The 17696-nt window shown below is 62.3% G+C and carries 23 protein-coding genes, 1 tRNA gene and 2 pseudogenes; 15 read left to right on the top strand and 11 right to left on the bottom strand.

Going from position 1 to position 17696, the window contains the following annotated elements:
- Positions 1–54 precede the first annotated feature (54 nt).
- The 4 genes from MNBBLIKP_RS05025 to MNBBLIKP_RS05010 form a co-directional block, all read right to left on the bottom strand.
- Positions 55–408, bottom strand: a complete 354-nt coding sequence (locus MNBBLIKP_RS05025; RefSeq protein ID WP_088308103.1) for a hypothetical protein — start codon at positions 406–408, stop codon at positions 55–57.
- A gap of 607 nt (positions 409–1015) precedes the next feature.
- Complete coding sequence (locus MNBBLIKP_RS05020; protein ID WP_088308101.1) at positions 1016–1438, bottom strand: cytidine deaminase; 423 nt, start codon at positions 1436–1438, stop codon at positions 1016–1018.
- Positions 1439–1532: 94 nt separating this feature from the next.
- Positions 1533–2231, bottom strand: a complete 699-nt coding sequence (locus MNBBLIKP_RS05015) for a glycoside hydrolase family 25 protein (RefSeq protein WP_088308099.1) — start codon at positions 2229–2231, stop codon at positions 1533–1535.
- 25 nt (positions 2232–2256) lie between these two features.
- Entirely contained in the window at positions 2257–2739 is a 483-nt protein-coding gene (locus MNBBLIKP_RS05010) for a UPF0262 family protein (RefSeq protein WP_088308097.1), read from the bottom strand.
- A 127-nt stretch (positions 2740–2866) separates the two neighbouring features.
- On the opposite strand from MNBBLIKP_RS05010, the gene MNBBLIKP_RS05005 reads away from it, so the two are divergent.
- The 3 genes from MNBBLIKP_RS05005 to MNBBLIKP_RS04995 all read left to right on the top strand — a co-directional run bounded on the left by MNBBLIKP_RS05005 (position 2867) and on the right by MNBBLIKP_RS04995 (position 5381).
- Complete coding sequence (locus MNBBLIKP_RS05005; RefSeq protein ID WP_088308095.1) at positions 2867–4375, top strand: replicative DNA helicase; 1509 nt, start codon at positions 2867–2869, stop codon at positions 4373–4375.
- A 176-nt stretch (positions 4376–4551) separates the two neighbouring features.
- Positions 4552–4677 carry a type B 50S ribosomal protein L36 gene (gene ykgO / locus MNBBLIKP_RS05000; RefSeq protein ID WP_004210176.1) on the top strand — a complete coding sequence of 42 codons (126 nt, stop codon included), beginning with the start codon at positions 4552–4554 and terminating at the stop codon, positions 4675–4677.
- 101 nt (positions 4678–4778) lie between these two features.
- The gene (locus tag MNBBLIKP_RS04995) at positions 4779–5381 is read left to right on the top strand and encodes an HAD family hydrolase (protein WP_088308305.1); all 603 of its coding nucleotides are present in this window, start codon (positions 4779–4781) and stop codon (positions 5379–5381) included.
- 138 nt (positions 5382–5519) lie between these two features.
- On the opposite strand, the gene MNBBLIKP_RS04990 is transcribed toward MNBBLIKP_RS04995, so the two are convergent.
- Positions 5520–5864, bottom strand: coding sequence for a CC_3452 family protein (locus MNBBLIKP_RS04990; protein ID WP_217896651.1), 345 nt, complete (start codon positions 5862–5864; stop codon positions 5520–5522).
- A 195-nt stretch (positions 5865–6059) separates the two neighbouring features.
- Here MNBBLIKP_RS04990 and MNBBLIKP_RS04985 point away from each other — a divergent pair, with 195 nt between their 5' ends.
- From MNBBLIKP_RS04985 to MNBBLIKP_RS17970, 3 genes are all read left to right on the top strand, one after another.
- On the top strand, positions 6060–6572 hold the full coding sequence (locus tag MNBBLIKP_RS04985; protein ID WP_088308300.1) for a winged helix-turn-helix transcriptional regulator: 513 nt from the start codon (positions 6060–6062) through the stop codon (positions 6570–6572).
- A gap of 64 nt (positions 6573–6636) precedes the next feature.
- A complete protein-coding gene (locus tag MNBBLIKP_RS04980) occupies positions 6637–6951 on the top strand; it encodes a hypothetical protein (RefSeq protein WP_088308093.1) in 315 nt (104 codons plus the stop codon).
- 207 nt (positions 6952–7158) lie between these two features.
- Positions 7159–7236 (top strand) — tRNA-OTHER (locus tag MNBBLIKP_RS17970).
- A gap of 3 nt (positions 7237–7239) precedes the next feature.
- On the opposite strand, the pseudogene MNBBLIKP_RS04975 reads toward MNBBLIKP_RS17970, so the two are convergent.
- The 4 genes and pseudogenes from MNBBLIKP_RS04975 to MNBBLIKP_RS04960 form a co-directional block, all read right to left on the bottom strand.
- Positions 7240–8034, bottom strand: a pseudogene (locus MNBBLIKP_RS04975) (ATP-binding protein); the annotation flags it as partial.
- Positions 8035–8109: 75 nt separating this feature from the next.
- A complete protein-coding gene (locus tag MNBBLIKP_RS17725) occupies positions 8110–8730 on the bottom strand; it encodes a hypothetical protein (protein WP_140420527.1) in 621 nt (206 codons plus the stop codon).
- Between the two features lie 32 nt (positions 8731–8762).
- A complete protein-coding gene (locus MNBBLIKP_RS04965) occupies positions 8763–9281 on the bottom strand; it encodes a hypothetical protein (RefSeq protein WP_088308089.1) in 519 nt (172 codons plus the stop codon).
- 88 nt (positions 9282–9369) lie between these two features.
- A complete protein-coding gene (locus MNBBLIKP_RS04960; protein ID WP_088308087.1) occupies positions 9370–9597 on the bottom strand; it encodes a DUF6471 domain-containing protein in 228 nt (75 codons plus the stop codon).
- Between the two features lie 104 nt (positions 9598–9701).
- Between MNBBLIKP_RS04960 and MNBBLIKP_RS04955 the strand changes: the two genes are divergently transcribed.
- Complete coding sequence (locus MNBBLIKP_RS04955) at positions 9702–10658, top strand: IS1595 family transposase (RefSeq protein ID WP_088308085.1); 957 nt, start codon at positions 9702–9704, stop codon at positions 10656–10658.
- Between the two features lie 504 nt (positions 10659–11162).
- Positions 11163–11456: a hypothetical protein gene (locus MNBBLIKP_RS17720; RefSeq protein ID WP_140420526.1), complete on the top strand. Its 294-nt coding sequence runs from the start codon at positions 11163–11165 to the stop codon at positions 11454–11456.
- A gap of 44 nt (positions 11457–11500) precedes the next feature.
- Here MNBBLIKP_RS17720 and MNBBLIKP_RS04945 read toward each other — a convergent pair whose 3' ends face one another.
- Positions 11501–11935, bottom strand: coding sequence for a hypothetical protein (locus MNBBLIKP_RS04945; protein WP_088308081.1), 435 nt, complete (start codon positions 11933–11935; stop codon positions 11501–11503).
- A 61-nt stretch (positions 11936–11996) separates the two neighbouring features.
- Positions 11997–12728: pseudogene (locus MNBBLIKP_RS04940) on the bottom strand (magnesium chelatase domain-containing protein); the annotation flags it as partial.
- A gap of 207 nt (positions 12729–12935) precedes the next feature.
- Here MNBBLIKP_RS04940 and MNBBLIKP_RS04935 point away from each other — a divergent pair.
- The 7 genes from MNBBLIKP_RS04935 (at position 12936) to MNBBLIKP_RS18395 (ending at position 17575) form a co-directional block, all read left to right on the top strand.
- Positions 12936–13610, top strand: a complete 675-nt coding sequence (locus MNBBLIKP_RS04935; protein WP_088308079.1) for an alpha/beta hydrolase — start codon at positions 12936–12938, stop codon at positions 13608–13610.
- Between the two features lie 117 nt (positions 13611–13727).
- Entirely contained in the window at positions 13728–13862 is a 135-nt protein-coding gene (gene rpmH / locus MNBBLIKP_RS04930) for a 50S ribosomal protein L34 (protein WP_088308077.1), read from the top strand.
- A gap of 14 nt (positions 13863–13876) precedes the next feature.
- Entirely contained in the window at positions 13877–14230 is a 354-nt protein-coding gene (gene rnpA / locus MNBBLIKP_RS04925; RefSeq protein ID WP_088308075.1) for a ribonuclease P protein component, read from the top strand.
- The gene (gene yidD, locus MNBBLIKP_RS04920; RefSeq protein WP_088308073.1) at positions 14227–14436 is read left to right on the top strand and encodes a membrane protein insertion efficiency factor YidD; all 210 of its coding nucleotides are present in this window, start codon (positions 14227–14229) and stop codon (positions 14434–14436) included. Before rnpA ends, yidD begins: the two co-directional genes overlap by 4 nt.
- Before the next feature lie 74 nt (positions 14437–14510).
- Positions 14511–16295 (top strand): membrane protein insertase YidC, encoded by a 1785-nt coding sequence (gene yidC / locus MNBBLIKP_RS04915; RefSeq protein ID WP_254912915.1) that lies wholly within the window; start codon positions 14511–14513, stop codon positions 16293–16295.
- Position 16296: 1 nt separating this feature from the next.
- Positions 16297–16929 (top strand): ribosome biogenesis GTP-binding protein YihA/YsxC, encoded by a 633-nt coding sequence (gene yihA / locus MNBBLIKP_RS04910; protein WP_088308069.1) that lies wholly within the window; start codon positions 16297–16299, stop codon positions 16927–16929.
- Between the two features lies 1 nt (position 16930).
- A complete protein-coding gene (locus tag MNBBLIKP_RS18395; protein ID WP_088308298.1) occupies positions 16931–17575 on the top strand; it encodes a DUF1971 domain-containing protein in 645 nt (214 codons plus the stop codon).
- Positions 17576–17696: the final 121 nt, after the last annotated feature.

Below are 17696 nucleotides of genomic sequence, written 5' to 3'. Positions count from 1 at the left end.
TGGAAGGTCTGCCCGGTTGGGGGATGCGGACATTCCTGCTTCGCCGATTCAACGCTACAAACCCAGACGATGCCGCATCCGCTGCCACCATGAACCCTTCCCCGACGAGGCTGCTGCCAAGAGTCGCTTCGTTTGCGTCGCGGTGACGCCGAGCAGAAGCGCAATCTCATCCACTGAGATGTCGGGCCGTTCCTTCCGCAGGTCTTCCACAGTCCAAACCAGCGACGGAGAGTGTCGATCTAAGAAGACGCAAGGTCGAATGCGCAGGGCGTGTCCTGTTTTTAGCACGCGCTCGTAGCTGAGAAACTCGACCGGCCATTCTGCACTCATGAAGATGCGGTTGGCCTCATCGACGGTCAATCGTCGCAGGAAGTGCTCATCAAAAATGCGTTCTTCCTGAGCAATCATCCAATGCTGACCGCAAGCGCGACACTGCGAAAGGTGTAGCCACCAAGCGTCTCCGCCATGATCGACAACATTCTCGACGGTCGCAAACACCCTCTCATCGAGACCATCTCCGCCCATTGGAACTCCGGTCAAGTCAGGCAGAGATGGGCAACAGCAGGGGTTAGACGAATCATTCATCAAAACATGATGCGGTCGGGAGCGAATGTCCGCAATGTTGTCGTATCCGGAAGGGCCGGTTCGGTGCCAAAGTTGCGGAAAGTTGCCACCTGAAAGACGCATCGCCCTTTTCATCCAGCCCTTCTACCGTCACCCGCGTAGCGAGACACGTGGCTCGCGGAGCCTTGACCCGGGGCCCAGCTTCCTTTGCGGCCTTCGCGTTGTTCCGGACCCTCGCAGAAGAACAGCTGGACCCCGGGTCAAGCCCGGGGTGACGAGGTGTGCTTTGGCTGAAACGGCGTTGCACCTCGAAGGGCGAATTCGGCCGGAAAGTTGGGGGAAGCTGGCAAAGCCCTCTCCCTTGAAGGGGCGAGAGTAGTGTCCGCAACCTCATCGTGTCCGGACAGGCAACTTTCGGACCACCGCACACATAACCCGCCGTCCGCCCAGCCTAACCCAAATTCGCCGGCCCAAACGCATGCGGCAGCAGGGCCGATAGCTTCAGTTCCAGCACTTCCTCCGCCCCCACGCACCAGATTACCGGATCGGTCCCGCCCAGTTGGGCCAGTTCGTTGAGCACCTGACGGCAGCGTCCGCACGGGGTCACTACCGGTCCGTCCGCGCCCGCCATGCTGCCGATCACTGCCACGGCGACCAGCCCGCCGCGCAGGCCCCGGTTCATCGCCTGGGCGACCGCGCTGGTCTCGGCACAAAGCGCGAGGCCGTAGCTGGCGTTTTCGACATTGGCCCCGGTCACCACGCTGCCATCGGCAAACAGCAGCGCCGCGCCAACGTGGAAGTTCGAATAGGGGGCATAGGCCGCGCCCTGCGCGGTGCGCGCGGCGGCGATCAGGGCATCGCGATTCAGCATCATCCCCACCCTTTACCCGTTCGTGTCGAGCGAAGTCGAGACACCTGTGCGCGTGTCTCGACTTCGCTCGACACGAACGGATGTAGGGTAATGGCCCTTAAGGCTGCACCACCACCCACTGTACTGGCCCGGCCGCCGCCGCATGGTTAAGCGCGCTGTTGGCCGTCCACATGGTCCAGGGGCGTCCGGCATAGTCCGGCTGGAACCGGTCACCCAGCAGCCACAGGTTGCGATCGATCCCCTTGGCGACGTGGTAGCGCCCTTCGAATGTGCGCGAGAGCTTGAGCATCGCGGGCTTGCCGGTGTGGGTCTCGATCTGGTTGAGGAACGTGGTCAGCTCGCTCAGCACCATCGCGTCGGACACCTTGATCGGGCAATCATCGGCCAGGATGTCCAGCTCCACCGCCGGGGGCAGCGAAGCCTTGTCACGCGCCACTACGGTAACGAAGTTGGCGGCCTGCTTGTCGGCCGGCTGGCACGGGTCGTAACGATGGACCGCGCCGATCTGCAATTTGGCGGCGCGCGCCTCTTCGGCGTTTTTCACGAAAGCCGGATCGCGGGCAAAGGCGCTGGCGGAAGCATCCAGATAGGCGAAATCCGCGCCGGTTGCCTTGGCTGCGGTCCAGTCAATCTCGCCATCCTCGGCGCTCACTTCGAGCCCCTGCATCGGATAGGCCGCGCGCGGCGGCTGCCAGTGGTGCAGATCCCACCACAGGTAACCGCCCCCGGCCAGCGCAAGCAGCAGCACCGCTCCAAACAGGCGCGTGCGCAGGCGGCGGGGATTCTTGCGTGCCATGGTGAAGTTGCGGACCCTGTTGTTCTTACCCCCTGATATGCAGCACGCAGATCAGGGTAAAGAGCCGCCGGGCTGTGGCGAAGTCGGTTTCCACTTTTCCATCCAGCCGTTCAAGCAGCAGTTCAGCCGCTTCGTTGTGAACGCCGCGGCGGGCCATGTCGATCGTCTCGATCTCGGCCGCGGTGGCCTTGCGGATCGCCTGGTAATAGCTGTCGCAAATCGCGAAATATTCGCGGATCGGGCGGCGAAACCGGCCCAGACCAAGGATCAGCGTTTCGAGCAGCTGCTCCCCCTCGTCCGCGATGTTCAGGATCAGCCGTCCGTCATCGACCGCCAGTTTCAGCCGGAAGGGGCCCTGATGCCCGGCCTCCCACGCACGCAGCGGCTTGAACGTGTTGTCTTCGATCAGATCGAAAATCGCGATTCGGCGTTCCTGCTCGATATCGGCATTGCGCCACAGAATCGTCGCTTCATCGAGCTCGATGTGGATGATCCGTCCCTGCGCCATTGGCGCCGCTTTTCGCAGATGCAATATGGGCAGGCAAGGGGCCTTGCGAACATCCACAGGCTGTGGACTAATTTCATCGCCGCCCCGGCTTGCGGCAAAGCTGCCCCCCGCGCATTGAGAGCGACCTATGGCCGAAACCGACCTGATCCTCCGCCCCGATGAAACCGCCGCCCGCGCGCTGCCTTCCAATGTGGAGGCCGAAGCCGCGTTTCTGGGCGCGGTGCTGATCGACAACCGGGTGATCGAGGAACTGGTCACTGCGCTGCGGCCCGAACACTTCTTTGAACCGGTGCATGAACGGATCTATGGCCGGATCCTGCAACTGCTGGATCGCAAGGCGGTGGTCACCCCGGTTACCCTGCGCCCCTATTTCGAAGCGGACGAAGCGCTGAAAGAGCTGGGCGGTGCGTCCTATCTGGCGCGGCTGACAGCGGATGGACAGGGCCTGCTCGCCCCGCGTGAACTGGCCGATCAGATCTATGATCTGGCTTTGCTGCGCGAACTGGTCAGCGTCGGGCGCACATTGGTCAACTCGGCGCTCGACACCAGCGAGCGGGTCGAGCCGATGGAACAGATCGCCGAGGCCGAGGCGGCACTTTACAAGGTGGCTGAAGGCGCATCGAGCGCGAACGAGGCTCAGGGCTTTGCCACGGCCACCCGCACCGCGCTGGGCATGATCGAAAAGGCGCTGCTTTCGGGCGGGCACGTTTCGGGCACCACCACCGGCCTTACTTCGGTCAACGAGAAAGTCGGCGGGCTGCACGATTCGGACCTGATCATCCTGGCGGGCCGTCCGGGCATGGGCAAAACCTCGCTCGCCACCAATATCGCCTTCAACGCGGCGGACCGGTTGCGGCGCGATCTGGCTGACGGGATCGAACCGGCCAAGTCGGTCGGCGCGGCAACCGCGTTCTTCAGCCTGGAAATGAGCGCCGATCAGCTCGCCACGCGTATTCTGGCCGAACAGTCCGGGATCAGCAGCGAAGCCTTGCGCATGGGCAAGATCAGCCGCGAGGATTTCCAGCAGCTGTCCTATGCCAGCCAGCGTCTGGCCGAACTGCCGCTGTACATCGATGATACCCCCGGCCTGTCGATCGCCGCGCTGCGCACCCGCGCGCGGCGGCTGAAGCGGCGGCACGACATCGGGCTGGTGGTGGTCGATTACCTCCAGCTGCTGCAAGGATCGGGCCGCGCGACCGACAACCGCGTGAACGAAATTTCCGAAATCAGCCGCGGCCTCAAAACCCTGGCCAAGGAACTGGGCGTGCCGGTGATTGCACTGTCGCAGCTCAGCCGCGCGGTCGAACAGCGCGAGGACAAGCGCCCGATGCTGTCGGACCTGCGCGAATCGGGCTCGATCGAACAGGACGCCGACATGGTCTGGTTCGTGTTCCGCGAAGACTATTACGTCGCCGCGCGCGAACCCAAGGTTCCCGAAGGCAGCGACGATGCCAAGACCCACGAAGCCCACGCCGCCTGGCAGGCCGAAATGGAACGGGTCTATGGCACCGCCGAACTGATCGTGGCCAAGCAGCGCCACGGTTCGACCGGCAAGGTCCGCATGCGCTTCGAATCGCGCATCACCCGGTTCAGCGATCTGGCGGATGAGGGCATGCGGCATGAGAGTTATGAGTAGGCCCGTTCCCCCTTACGGCGGTGCAGGAATGCGTCCGGCATTCCCTGAGCGGGCTGGCCAGGTCAAGCTGATCGCGAAGGCGATCAGCGCACCCAGCAAGTATTGACTTCAATCCGACTCCCCCGTAACGGCCCCACTTCAAATTCAGCGGCACAGCGCCGCGCCCGAGGAACACCATGAAGATTCGCAACAGCCTCAAGTCTCTCAAGGGCCGCCACCGCGACAACCGCGTGATTCGTCGCCGGGGCCGGACCTATGTGATCAACAAGACCAACCGTCGCTTCAAGGCGCGCCAGGGCTAAGCCCCGGTGCGGTCCGCTGCGGCGGGCCGGTGATATAGAGCGGCCCGCCTCCCAGCACGGGGATGCGGGCCGAAACCGTTTTGGCGGCAGGGAATTTCGCGATGATCGAAGCCGTGGTGTTCGATGTCGGCAATGTGCTGGTGCGCTGGGACCGGCGGCTGCCCTATCTGGACCGATTCGCTGACCCGGCCGAGCTTGACCACTTCATGGAACAGGTGATCCCGCTATCGTGGCATGCCGAACACGATGCCGGCCGCCCTGCAGCGGAACTGGTAGCGGAACGCAGCGCGCTGTTCCCGCACTATGCCGATCTGATCCATGACTGGTTCGCGAAGTTCAACCTGTCGATCCCCGGCCCGGTGCCCGGCAGCCCCGAACTGGTCGAAGCGCTCCACGCGCGCGGGGTGCCGCTTTACGCGATCACCAATTTCGGGGCCGACACCTGGGCAGGCTTTCGCCCGACTTTCCCGCTGGCCGACCGTTTCCGCGACATCGTGGTATCCGGGGTAGAGCAACTGGCCAAGCCTGACCCGGCGATCTACGCGCTGGCCCAGGCCAGGTTCGGCCATGATCCGCAGGCGATGCTGTTCATCGACGATAGCCTGCCCAACGTCATCAGCGCACGCGAATGCGGCTGGCACGCCCATCACTTTGCCGATGCGGCAGGGCTGGAAACCGAGCTGCGCTCGCGCGGGTTGCTGTAGTCGGGATTCTTTGGTTGGTGCGCCAACTGCATCCGCAGTTGGCTTGCAACATCGGCCCACTCCCAACAAAAATAGCCCCCGTCACGCGGACGGGGGCCTTTCTGAGGTGGGGGGCTGTAGAAGTGCCTGGGTATTGCGTCAGGCGGCCGCGTTGCAGCGCGCGAGCTTGTCGGCGCTCAATTCGCCTTTCGGGGTGGCGAAGCTGGTAACTTGTCCGAATTCCTTGACGACGCGGACGCAGGTATTGACCGGTGCCGAACCATCGCTGCGGCCAGTGCAGCTGTCACCCGCGCAGTTCCACAGCGCGCCGTTGACCACCTTTTTGGACGGCGCATCAAGCGCTTTCACCAGCTTGGCGGTATAGCCGCTGGTCTGGGCGTGGGCCGGAGCGGCGGTGAGCGAGAAACTGGCAACGGTGCCGACGACGGCAAGCGCGGCGACGAACAGGTTGCGGGCAAACGGATGCTGAGCGGTCTTGTACATGGGAACTCCCCTTATGGCTGGCACGCAGGGATCTAGCGGTTCCTGGGAGGGAGAATGCTGATTTGCGTTGCGAATCACTACCTAATGTAATAGGTTTTAAGTTGCAACCCGAAACTGTGCATCGCAGCAAAGATTTTTTTGTCACACTTCAAGCTGCTTTGCGTTAGGCTCGATTCGGGTTTGGGGATTGGAATGATGGGTAAGCTGCACGAACCACTCGACAACCAGAACTGCGGGCTTCCCGCCGCGCTTGAGGTGATGGGCGAACGCTGGAGCTTCATGATCCTGCGCGCGGCCTTCAATGGCCTGCATCATTTTGAAGAATTCCTGGGCGTGCTGGGCATTGCCCGCAACATCCTGTCCAACCGGCTCGCCCGGCTGGTCGAACACGGGATCATGAAGCGTGAAGCGCTGCCCGAGGACCGCCGCAAGATCGAATACCGCCTGACCGAAAAGGGGCTCGACCTGCTCCCCGCCATGCTGGCACTGCGCCAGTGGGGTGAGAAATACGGCTGCGGCGTCCCCAGCAATCCGGTGCTGTGCGACGAGCGGGACGGCCTGCCGATCGCCCCGATCAGCATCAATGCCCACGATGGCCGCCTGCTCGGCCCCAAGGAGCTGGAATGGCGCGACGCCGAAGATGTCGGCAAGAGCCGCGCGGAATATGCCGACCCGGTGGTGCGCCCACAGCTGAACGTGCTGCGCTGATTTCAGGACAGGCCGGCACTTTTCAGCCCTTGCCCTGACCGGAAAGGCCCCGCATAGCGCGGGCATGCCAGCCACCCTCCCCGATTCCCCCGAACGCACCTGTCTGGAAGCGATCGCCACGCGCAAACTGATCCGCGCCGATTACAACGGTGCCGAACTGAAACTTGCCCCGCACCTGCTGTTCGATCGTCACGGCGACCTTTATCTCGGCGCGTTCAACCCGGCCAAGGCCCGGCGCAGCGATGCAGAACCGGCGCTGGGCTATTTCAAGCTGGCGGGCCTGCACAACCTTGCCCTGACGGACGATGCCTTCGAACCGCTGGAAGGCGTGGATCTGACTGTGCCGCGTGAGAGCGATACGCTGGTGTTTGCGGTTTGAGGGATCGGCGTTCGGCAACAACGCAACCCTCAAAACAGCCGTCATCCTGAACTTGTTTCAGGATCCATCGCGCAGCCGATGCGGCAGCTGCCGAAAATCGCAAACCAAGCCGTTACCTTTGCACTTCGATCACCGTGGTCGCGGCAAGATAGACCCTGAAACAAGTTCAGGGTGACGAAGTGGGATAATTCGCATAGTCCGGCGGCACCACTGTGGCGGAATGGTAGACGCATCGTAACAACGATCCGGCCTGGCCGGTGCAGGCTTCGAAACCTGTCAGTGGCACCCCTAACTCCGCGGTGCCACCCGCCGGTAACTCAGCGCCTCGGCCACATGAATCCGCCCCACGCCGTCGCTGCCTGACAAGTCGGCAATCGTCCGCGCGACGCGCAGCATGCGGGTGTAGCCGCGCGCGGAGAGGCGCATGGCTTCGGCGGCTTGCATGAGGAGCTTGCGGCCCGGCTCGTCCGGGGTGGCGTGCGCTTCAAGCAGATCGCCGTCGAGTTCCGCGTTGGAGCGTTTGCCGGTGCCGGCCATGCGGGCGGTCTGCACCGCGCGCGCCGCCGCGACGCGCTGGGCAACCTGGGCGCTGCCTTCGGCCGGGGGCGGCAGGGCCAGGTCGGCGGCGCTGACCGGGTCCACTTCGACATGCAGGTCGATCCGGTCGAGCAAGGGGCCCGAGACCTTGCTCTGGTAATCGGCGGCGCAGCGCGGGGCACGGCTGCAGCCCAGCGCCGGATCGCCGAGATGCCCGCAGCGGCACGGGTTCATCGCCGCGACCAGCTGGACCCGCGCCGGGAAGGTGACGTGGGCATTGGCCCGCGCGACATCGACAACCCCGGTTTCGAGCGGCTGGCGCAGCGAATCGAGCACCGGGCGCTGGAATTCGGGCAGCTCATCCAGGAACAGCACGCCAAGGTGCGCCAGGCTGACCTCGCCCGGCTTGACCCTGAGCCCACCCCCGGTCAGCGCCGCCATTGAGGCCGAGTGGTGGGGGGAACGGAACGGACGGGTGCGGCTGATCCGGCCTTCCTCCAATATGCCCGCAACCGAGGCGACCATCGACACTTCCAGCGCCTCCGGCATTATGTAGCAAACGCACCAATGCTTAGGCGTTGGTCACTGGCTGCGATTGCGGCTGTCATCGTTTGCGGTGTGTTAATCTGCTTTCGGGTTCATCATTGCTCTGCGCCGCCTGATCAGTTCATTCATGGTGGCAGGGTCTTTGGGGACTGCGGCAGCACGCGCAGCCGCTTGGTGGATCTTGGTTATCTCTCGTTCGCAGTGGTTGGCGAAGCCCATCCCCCACTTAACGCAGCGCCTACCGCAAAGAACAGCCAGAGCGGGAAAAATTATAGCGAAACTTGAGCAGTAGAAAAGGAATGTAGCGACGTTCTTGGTATCGATATTTGCGACCCAAACCCACAAATTCGTAGTCAATCCAACGCCTGCGATTAAGGTGAATCCTGAGATCGCAGCAAGAGCCGCCATTACAAATTCGTCAGCTTTATTCCTATAGACGTAGTGATAGAAGTTCGCGCCGAATCCTCTAGGTGTGTGTCCGTTACAGGGGCTTCGGCATAACCACTGCAAATCTTTGACAACCTCAACAGTGTCTTCATCGTTTGCACTTGAAAACTGTCGATTCTTCTCGTTCGCGTGAGTTTCAACGGCATCGCGGTAGCGAAAACGGTCTAAAGCAAGGTATGCCAATGAAACCGCAAGACCAGCGCCAGCCATAGGCTCGAGCAATGGAAGAAAGGAAACGGGATCAGTCAAAGGCATTGGCTCCCTGCGGGAAGCCAATGCTATCAATTCAAAAGTTCGCTCGTGTCAACCTTCTGAGAATGAGACAAGATCACCGTAAACAGATCATTTAGGTGCTGAGTCGTCTCTGCATCGCCGAACGCCGCCACTGCGGCATGGCTGTTCTTTTCACGCTCAAACCTAAAGCAGTCCGCGTCAGCAGTCGCAAAATGAAACGCTACCTGCTTGGAAAAATCGGAATCCAGCAGATACATTTCGAAACCCGGCTCATCAGCCAACTCCTCGATCAGAGGATGCGAGCCGCTTACATTGAGTTCTTCAACGACCACCTGCAATTTGTGGTCTGAGTGCCCCAGGAACTGGCGGGCGCGATGCACCAGCGGGGTCGCACCATAAACCCGAGCGTTCAAGTCGCCAGTCAGAATTCGGACGCAAGATTGAGCGGACGCGAACAAATTTTCGACGATCACAGCGGCATGATCGGCTGAGCCGTTGAAAACGGTTTCGCCGGTTCGCTCGCTAGCGAGTCGCTTGATATGTTCTCGGTATGCTTTGATTTCCATAGCCAGTTACCGATCAAAAATGTGGTGGACGGATCACGTTTTCAACCGTTCGCATCCCAATTCCCTAGAATGCCGAGCAGGTCAATGGTTATTCGACGTTTAGATTTCTACAGCCGATCGCCTGCAAACATTGTATCAGGAATACCGCAGTGAATTTGCCCCGACTGATCTTGTTGCGAATGTTTGGCTCGCTGTCATGAACTCCTATATCGGCCAGTTTCCCGACAAGATCGGCGTAGGTGACGCCCCGGCGCTTTAGTTCGCCCTTGAGCATTCCCTTCACGCGATCCTCCCATTCCTTTTCCCTTACCGGCATTCGTCGCTCCTATGATGCATTTTGTCATCATACGCGATACTATTGCCATTGACAACGCTACATTATGCCATCATATACGATACCAACGTATCGGAAATGATGGCATGCAACACTTTCTCCTCTCCTCCGCCGCCCGCTCGCTGAGCCTCAAGAAGGTTTTCCGCATGGGCGAGGATGTGGCCTATCAGACCTTCTGCCAGATGCGCTGGCCCGAAACGGAAGGCGAGGCCGTGTGCCCGCGTTGCGGCTGCACCGAAACTTACAACATCACCTCGCGCCGCAAGTTCAAGTGCGTCGGCTGCTATCACCAGTTCAGCGTCACCAGCGGGACCATCTTCGCCTCGCGCAAGCTGTCCTACACCGATCTGCTGGCCGCTATCGTGATCTTTGTGAACGGCGCTAAGGGCGTGTCAGCCCTGCAAGTCAGCCGCGATCTGGACGTGCAGTACAAGACCGCGTTCGTTCTCTCGCACAAGCTGCGCGAAGCGATGGCGCTTGAGGATGCTGGGCAGATTTTGACCGGCGAAGTCGAAGTGGACGGCGCATATTTCGGCGGGCACATTCGCCCTGCCAACCGCAAGACCGAACGCCGCGACCGCCGCCTTGCGATCTATCAAACCGGCAAGCGCCAGGTCGTAGTTGTCGGTCGCGAACGTGGCGGCGAAAGCCTCACCGTGGTTGCCAAGAGCGAAGCCAAGGGCGGCGAGATAGTTGCATCACGCATTCACCACATGTCCACCGTCCACGCCGATGAAGCCTCGCACTGGGATGAACTCCACGCGAAGTTCGAAACCTTCCGGATCAACCACCAGCACTCGTATTCGGATGGCATCGCCTGCACCAATCAGGCGGAATCGTTCTTCTCGCGCCTTCGCCGGATGGAAATCGGTACGCACCACCATATCGCAGGGCCGTATCTCGCCAGCTACGCCGCAGAGGCTTCATGGCGCGAGGATAACCGCCGCGTGTGCAACGGCAATCAGACTGCGATTGTCGGGATGGCTGCGATGGCTAGCCGGGTATCGCGCCGGTGGGCTGGGTACTGGCAGAGGGCTGACTGATACAAACTGTTCCGGAGACGTTTCGGGAACAGCCGACTCGACAAGAAGGTTAATATCCAGTAAACGTAAAGCCCTCAGACGTTGGAGCGTCTGAGGGCTTTTGTTTGAGAAACCCGCGTGGCGGCGGGTCGAATTTTGCTAGCGATCAGGTGTTACACCCCTCGCAACCCAAGGTCAACCCGCCGTTTCACGCCCAATACAAGGACGTGAAACTAATGAGTAAGAGTGAAACGACTGTCCTTTGTGGCAGCTGCAAGTGCGCGGTGGAAACCGTGCCCAACCCTAAATCCAACGATAAGGTGACCTGTCCCCGGTGTGGTCGTTACGACCGCTTCGATAAGGTCATGGACTCCGTTCGCGAGTATGCAGTGCATCTCATGCACAAGTCGCTCGCGAAGGGCCTCTCCGAGGCTACTCGCGGAAACCGCTTCATCCAGTTCAAGCCGCAACAGGCTCCGAACCGCAGCTTCCGCTGGGTCTGCACTGATTTGGGGATCTAAGATCATGGCTCAATACCTCATCACATACGACAATAAGCCGCCGCGTAACTATGCGGCACTCTACCACCTTATGTCTTCATGGAATGCCGTCCGGCTCTCTGAATCGGTGTGGCTGGCGAATCTAGCCGGGCCAGCTGGAACTGTTCGTGACATCGTTCTGAGCAAGATGCAGCGCGATGATCTTGTCACGGTCGTTGAATTGAAGAAGGGATCGGACTGGGCAGTCACTCAAGGGGCGACTGCCACAGCAAAGGCTTGGCTGTCGAACAACGTGACACCAAGTCAGGCAGCCGCTTAACTGCGGGGCTGCGCTTAGCGGTCCGTTACAGGGAGGACGGTCATTCATCTGGCCGTCCTCCACTCCAACCACATTCCGCCCCTCTGTGGCGCGTTCTCCACCCGCCCCTTATCCCGCTGATCGCGCAGGCACCCTGCAACGCGCCGCGTCATCAAGTTCACCAGCTTGGGGGTGGCAGCTAGTCCCCGGTCCACAATCATCTGTGCGGCGATCTCGCGGCTTGTGAGGGGCTTCTTGGACAGGCGGAGCATAGTCAGCACCTGTCGGGACATTTCTCCGCGCTTGGACCAATCCTCTGGCGGCTTGACCATCTTTGGGGCGATGGCAGGCAGGTCCAGTTCTGGCGCGACAATGCGCAGTGCCCCGTCCAGTGTTTCCAGATCGCGGGCCATCTGTGCCAGTTCGGCCTGTGCCCGCTTCATATCGCCAGCCAAGGCCGCGCGGCGCTTGATTAGGCCCTCTACCATGTAGTCCGTCATATGCAGACATTACGCACCGCAGGCGATTACATCTAGCATTGTCTTGGTGCGTTTGCTACATAATGCCGAGCGCCTCAGCCGCGGTCAGATCGGGCAGGATCCCGGGCAGACAGCTGGCCAGCAGGCTTTTGCCCGCGCCCGGCGGCCCGATCATCAGCAGGTTGTGCCCTCCGGCAGCGGCGATTTCCAGAGCGCGTTTGGCGGTCTCCTGCCCTTTGACCTGCTTCAGGTCAGGCCCATGCGCGGGCGCGTCTGCCACGCCGGGCGGGGGCGGGAGCAGTTGCTGCACGCCTTTGAGGTGGTTGAGCAGGCTGATGATATCCGGCGCGGCCAGCACCGGCACTCCGCTCGCCCAGCTAGCCTCGCTCCCTTGCGCGGCGGGGCAGATCAGCCCTTTGTCGAGCCCGCTGGCATGGATCGCGGCGAGCAGCACGCCCGGCGTGGGCACGATCCGCCCATCCAGCGCCAGTTCCCCCACCGCGACGAAATCGGTCAGCTGCTCCGCATCGGTCACCCCCATCGCGGCGAGCAGGGCCAGCGCGATCGGCAGATCGTAATGCGAGCCCTCCTTGGGCAGATCGGCGGGAGAGAGGTTGATCGTGATCCGCTTGGGCGGGAGCGAGAGCCCCATCGCGGCCAGCGCCGAATGCACCCGTTCGCGGCTTTCATTCACCGCCTTGTCCGGCAGGCCGACCAGATTGAACTTGGGCAGGCCTGGCGCGATCTGGCACTGCACCTCAACCGAGCGCGCCTCCAGCCCAAGATAAGCCACCGTCTGAACCAGCGCGACCAAGTAAAGCCCCCTGCGTTACTACGTAAGTGCAAGTCATGGCGCAGTGCCAGGGCGGTGTCGAGCCATAGCACCGGAATGGTCCGGATTTATGGGTTCGCGCAAAGGCACAAAGGTTGCAAAGCGGGCCGCGTTGCGACCTTTGCGCGAACTCCATCTTAACCTTTTACCTTGGGATTCGCGCAAGTGCCCGGCTGCGATAAGCTGCCCATGCGCAAGCTGATCGCCCTGTTCCTGTCCCTGCTGGCCCTTGCGGCCCATCCGGCTGCGGCACAGCAGGTCATCAGCGATGTGACCGAGGAAACGGTGTTTGTCAGCAATGGCGGCTCCGAACGCTTTGTCGCCAGCGCGCCAGCGGCGATCCCGCAAGGGATTGCGCGATTCGGGCCGTTCCGGGTGCTCGATGCCAGCCGCGTCGCGCTGGTCGATGTGACCGATGCGCGCAGCCCGGCGCAGTTCGCCGCCTTGCTCAAGGCCTTCCCCGGCGTTTCGCTGATCGAGATGATCGATTGCCCCGGCACCGAGGATGACCGCGCCAATCTGGCCCTGGGGCGGCTGATTCATGCGCGCGGCATTGCCACCCATGTCCCCGCCGGGGGTTCGGTCCGTTCGGGCGGAGTTGAACTGTTCCTGGCCGGTGCGCGGCGGATTGCCGATCCGGGCAGCGAATTCGCGGTCCATTCCTGGGCGGATGAGGATGGCCGCGAGGCCCGCGACTATCCTGAAAATGCCCCGGAAAACCGCGCCTATCTGGACTATTATGCCGAAATGGGCATGACCCCGGCAGAGGCGAAGGGGTTCTATGCCATGACCAATTCGGTCCCGTTCGAAAGCGCCCTGTGGCTGGGCGCGCCGGACATGGCCAAATGGGTCCGGCTTGACTGAGGGCTGGGCGCACCCGAATCCCTTGACTCGGCCCCGGCGCTCCGTTAACGGCCCGCCTCTCTATTCCAGCTGTCGCCACGTCGGCAGCCCGTTCGTATCGATTTGAAGGCAACTGCAATGAAGCGCACTTTCCAGCCCAGCAACCTTGTTCGCGCCCGCCGTCACGGCTTCCGCACGCGTTCGGCAACGGTTGGCGGCCGCAATATCCTGCGCGCCCGCCGCGCTCGCGGTCGCAAGAAGCTCTCGGCCTGAGCGAGACTACCAAGATGTCGGTCCTTACCAGAAGGGCCGATTTTCTGGCTGCAAACCGGGGCTTGCGTGTCGCACGTCCCGGTTTTGTTTTGCTTGCGCGGCCCAATGGCGGCGAATCGATGCGCTTTGGCATCACAGTCACCAAGAAGATCGGCAATGCGGTGGTCCGCAACCGGATGAAGCGCCGGTTCCGCGAACTGCTGCGCGCGGCTTTGCCGACCGAGGGCCTGCCCGGCCACGATCACGTGCTGATCGGCCGCGAAGGCGGGGTCGAGCGTGATTTTGCCCTGCTCCGCCAGGAACTCACCGCCGCGCTCGCCCGCGCGGCGGCGGGCAAAGGCGATCCGCCGCGCAGGCCGCGCAAGTGAAACGCCTGCTGATCCTGATCGCGCGCGGGTGGCAACTGGGGCCGTCGCGCATTCTCCCGCCGTCATGCCGCTATGCCCCGTCGTGCTCGCAATATGCGATTGAGGCGCTGGAAAAGCATGGCGCGATTAAGGGTGGTTGGCTGGCGCTCAAGCGGCTATTGCGCTGCCACCCTTGGGGGGGACACGGTTATGATCCGGTGCCATAAGCGCGCCAGTGTCTTGACCTTGTAACACACACCCCCATCTACAGACGATCAGGCAGGAAGACAGGAAGAGCATCGTGGACAGCCAGAACCAGCGTAACATGATCCTGGCCATAGTGCTGACCGCGCTGATCCTGTTCGGCTGGGATGCGGGGATGCGCTATCTCTATCCCAACGCGCACAAGGCCCAGCCCGCGGCCGCCGCCAGCGCCTCTGCCAGTCCCGCTGCCGGGGCCGGGGCCAGCGCCGCGCCCACGCACAGCCGCGATGGCGGGTTGACCAGCCCGGCCGATCAGGCGCTGGAAACCAAGGATCTGAAGACCGCGCTGGCATCGGGCGCGCGCGTGCCGATCCAGGCCCCGGGCCTGTCGGGTTCGATCAATCTGGCCGGCGCGGTGGTCGATGACCTCGTCACCAACCGCCACACCGCCACGGTAGAGAAAGACAGCGGGCCGCAGCGGGTCTATTCCCCGGCGGGCACTCCGGCGCAGCAGTTCGCGCAATTTGGCTGGGTTGGCCAGAACGTGGCCCTGCCCAACATGGGTACGCTGTGGACCGCACCGGCGGGCGCGCGGTTGACCCCGCAGACCCCGGTCACGCTAAGCTGGACCAACGGCGCGGGGCTGAACTTTGCGCTGACCTATCACATTGACGCCGATTACATGATCACTGTCACCCAGACGGTCAGCAATGTCGGCGGCGCGCCGGTGGCAGTCCAGCCCTTCGCGCTGATCAACCGCACCGACCGGACGATGAGCACCGATATCTGGAACCTCCATTCCGGCCCGTTCGGCGCGTTTGACGGCAAGGTCCAGTTCGAACCCAATTACAGCGATCTGGCCGAAACGGGCCAGATCGCCGCCACCGGCAAGACCGACTGGGTTGGCTTTACCGACATCTACTGGATGAGCACGCTGATCCCGGACAGGCAGGATGCGGCCGCCACGTTCCGATCGATGGGCAACCAGACTTTCCGCGCCGACATGCTTTATCCGGTCGCCGCGATTGCTCCGGGCAAGCAGTGGGCGCGCACCACGCGGCTGTTCGCCGGGGCCAAGGAAAGCAAGGTGCTGGATGCCTATGAGGCCAGCGGGATCACCAATTTCAGCCTGGCGATTGACTGGGGCTGGTTCCGCTGGTTCGAAAAGCCGATCCTGCTGCTGCTGAAATCGCTGTTTTCCGCCGTTGACAACTTTGGCGTGGCGATCATGCTGCTGACGGTGATCGTGCGCGGGGTGATGTTCCCGATTGCCCAGCGCCAGTTCGCCAGCATGGCCGCGATGAAGGCGATCCAGCCCAAGATGAAGGCGATCCAGGACCGCTACAAGGACGACAAGCCCAAGCAGCAAGAAGAAATCATGGCGCTCTACAAGAAAGAGGGCGTCAACCCGCTGGCCGGGTGTCTGCCGATCTTCCTGCAGATCCCGGTGTTCTTCGCGCTGTACAAGGTGCTGACCCTGGCGATCGAAATGCGCCACCAGCCGTTCGTGCTGTGGATCAAGGACCTGTCCGCGCCCGATCCGCTGCACGTGCTGAACCTGTTCGGGCTGCTGCCGTTCACCCCCCCGGCTTTCCTCGCGATCGGCATTCTGGCGATCCTGCTGGGGATCACCATGTGGCTGCAGTTCAAGCTGAACCCCGCGCAGATGGATCCGGTGCAGCAACAGATGTTCGCGATCATGCCGTGGATGATGATGTTCATCATGGCGCCGTTTGCAGCCGGGCTGCTGATCTACTGGATCACCTCGAACGTGCTGGCGATCGCGCAGCAAGCCTATCTCTATCACAAGAACCCCGCGCTCAAGGCCCAGGCTGACAAGGACGCGGCCGATTTCAAGCGCAAGCAGGAACGGGGCAAGTAAGATGGATAGCGATACCGCCGAACGGGCGCGCCGCCTGTTCGCGGGGCCGATCCAGTTCCTGAAAAGCGCGCCCGCGCTGCAATTCCTGCCCGATCCGGATGCGCCGGAGATTGCCTTTGCCGGGCGTTCCAACGTCGGGAAAAGCTCGCTGCTCAACGCGCTGACCGGCCGCAAGGCGCTTGCCCGCGCCTCGGTCACGCCGGGGCGGACGCAGGAGCTGAACTTCTTTGACGTGGGCGAACCGCCGGTCATGCGGCTGGTCGACATGCCGGGCTATGGCTATGCCAAGGCCCCGCTGAAAGTGGTCGAACAATGGAAGCGGCTGGTGCGCGATTTCCTGCGCGGGCGGGTCGTGCTGAAACGCGCGCTGGTGCTGATCGACAGCCGCCACGGGATCAAGCCGGTCGATCTCGACATGCTCAAGATGCTGGATGAAGCGGCAGTCGGCTACCGGCTGGTGCTGACCAAGGCCGACAAGATCAAGGCCAGCGAACTGGCCGCAGTGCTCGCCGCGACCGAGGCCGAGGCGCGCAAACACCCGGCGGCGTTCCCGGTGGTTTCGGTGACCAGCGCGGAAAAAGGCATGGGTATCGCCGAACTGCGCACTGCCGTGCTGGAAGATGCGGGAATTTGAAATGCACCCGCACCTCACCGAGGCTGACCTCGAACGGGTGATCCCCGCGTTCTACGCGCGGGTTCGCGAAGATGCCCTGATTGGCCCGGTGTTCAATCAGGCGATCGCAGACTGGCCGCATCACCTGCAGAAACTGGTCGCGTTCTGGTCATCCGTGATGCGTTCGACCGGGCGGTACAAGGGCAGTCCGATGGCCGCCCATGCCCGGCACCGCAACACTATTACGCCCGAGATGTTCACCCGCTGGCTGGCACTGTGGAGCGAAGTGACCAGTGCCATGCTGAACGAACAGGGCGCTGCGGCGATGCAGGCCAAGGCGGCATTGATCGCTGACAGCCTGCAACTGGGGCTGTTCTTTCGGCTTGATCCCAAGGCCTCGCCCCAGCCCTACAAAATCACGGCCGAATGGGACGAGGTGAGCCTGCCGCAAGCCATCCGCAGCCGCCATAACACCAAGCCGGGCACCTGGGGCCTGCTGCGCGTGCTGGCGGGCAGCGTCAACCTGATGTTCGAAGACCCGCCGCGCCGGGTACACGTGACACCGGACAGCCCCGCCGAAATCCCCCCGCAGGCATGGCATCACGTCGAAGTGACCGGGCCGATGCGGATGCTGGTGGAATTCTACCGCGACCAGCCGCAGGGGTGACCCTGCAGCGCGTGGTCAAATTCCATCGTGCCTGCCGCCAGCCATCAGGTCAGTCTGACTGAAAAGCTGCCTGTCCGGATACGACGAGATTGCGGACCCAAATCAACTCGTCACCCCGGAC

Origin of the sequence: Novosphingobium sp. B 225 (assembly GCF_002198665.1) — a bacterium.
In the GTDB taxonomy this organism is placed as follows: Bacteria; Pseudomonadota; Alphaproteobacteria; order Sphingomonadales; family Sphingomonadaceae; genus Novosphingobium.
Note: the sequence above shows the minus strand (reverse complement) of the source record. Positions and strands in the feature narration are given on the sequence as shown.

What these genes read in the sequence shown, in the direction of transcription:
- MNBBLIKP_RS05025 (WP_088308103.1), bottom strand. Translation starts at nt 408, where the DNA reads ATGATTGCTCAGGAAGAACGCATTTTTGATGAGCACTTCCTGCGACGA.
- MNBBLIKP_RS05020 (WP_088308101.1), bottom strand. Translation starts at nt 1,438, where the DNA reads ATGATGCTGAATCGCGATGCCCTGATCGCCGCCGCGCGCACCGCGCAG.
- MNBBLIKP_RS05015 (WP_088308099.1), bottom strand. Translation starts at nt 2,231, where the DNA reads ATGGCACGCAAGAATCCCCGCCGCCTGCGCACGCGCCTGTTTGGAGCG.
- MNBBLIKP_RS05010 (WP_088308097.1), bottom strand. Translation starts at nt 2,739, where the DNA reads ATGGCGCAGGGACGGATCATCCACATCGAGCTCGATGAAGCGACGATT.
- MNBBLIKP_RS05005 (WP_088308095.1), top strand. Translation starts at nt 2,867, where the DNA reads ATGGCCGAAACCGACCTGATCCTCCGCCCCGATGAAACCGCCGCCCGC.
- ykgO (WP_004210176.1), top strand. Translation starts at nt 4,552, where the DNA reads ATGAAGATTCGCAACAGCCTCAAGTCTCTCAAGGGCCGCCACCGCGAC.
- MNBBLIKP_RS04995 (WP_088308305.1), top strand. Translation starts at nt 4,779, where the DNA reads ATGATCGAAGCCGTGGTGTTCGATGTCGGCAATGTGCTGGTGCGCTGG.
- MNBBLIKP_RS04990 (WP_217896651.1), bottom strand. Translation starts at nt 5,864, where the DNA reads ATGTACAAGACCGCTCAGCATCCGTTTGCCCGCAACCTGTTCGTCGCC.
- MNBBLIKP_RS04985 (WP_088308300.1), top strand. Translation starts at nt 6,060, where the DNA reads ATGGGTAAGCTGCACGAACCACTCGACAACCAGAACTGCGGGCTTCCC.
- MNBBLIKP_RS04980 (WP_088308093.1), top strand. Translation starts at nt 6,637, where the DNA reads ATGCCAGCCACCCTCCCCGATTCCCCCGAACGCACCTGTCTGGAAGCG.
- MNBBLIKP_RS04965 (WP_088308089.1), bottom strand. Translation starts at nt 9,281, where the DNA reads ATGGAAATCAAAGCATACCGAGAACATATCAAGCGACTCGCTAGCGAG.
- MNBBLIKP_RS04960 (WP_088308087.1), bottom strand. Translation starts at nt 9,597, where the DNA reads ATGCCGGTAAGGGAAAAGGAATGGGAGGATCGCGTGAAGGGAATGCTC.
- MNBBLIKP_RS04955 (WP_088308085.1), top strand. Translation starts at nt 9,702, where the DNA reads ATGCAACACTTTCTCCTCTCCTCCGCCGCCCGCTCGCTGAGCCTCAAG.
- MNBBLIKP_RS17720 (WP_140420526.1), top strand. Translation starts at nt 11,163, where the DNA reads ATGGCTCAATACCTCATCACATACGACAATAAGCCGCCGCGTAACTAT.
- MNBBLIKP_RS04945 (WP_088308081.1), bottom strand. Translation starts at nt 11,935, where the DNA reads ATGACGGACTACATGGTAGAGGGCCTAATCAAGCGCCGCGCGGCCTTG.
- MNBBLIKP_RS04935 (WP_088308079.1), top strand. Translation starts at nt 12,936, where the DNA reads ATGCGCAAGCTGATCGCCCTGTTCCTGTCCCTGCTGGCCCTTGCGGCC.
- rpmH (WP_088308077.1), top strand. Translation starts at nt 13,728, where the DNA reads ATGAAGCGCACTTTCCAGCCCAGCAACCTTGTTCGCGCCCGCCGTCAC.
- rnpA (WP_088308075.1), top strand. Translation starts at nt 13,877, where the DNA reads ATGTCGGTCCTTACCAGAAGGGCCGATTTTCTGGCTGCAAACCGGGGC.
- yihA (WP_088308069.1), top strand. Translation starts at nt 16,297, where the DNA reads ATGGATAGCGATACCGCCGAACGGGCGCGCCGCCTGTTCGCGGGGCCG.
- MNBBLIKP_RS18395 (WP_088308298.1), top strand. Translation starts at nt 16,931, where the DNA reads ATGCACCCGCACCTCACCGAGGCTGACCTCGAACGGGTGATCCCCGCG.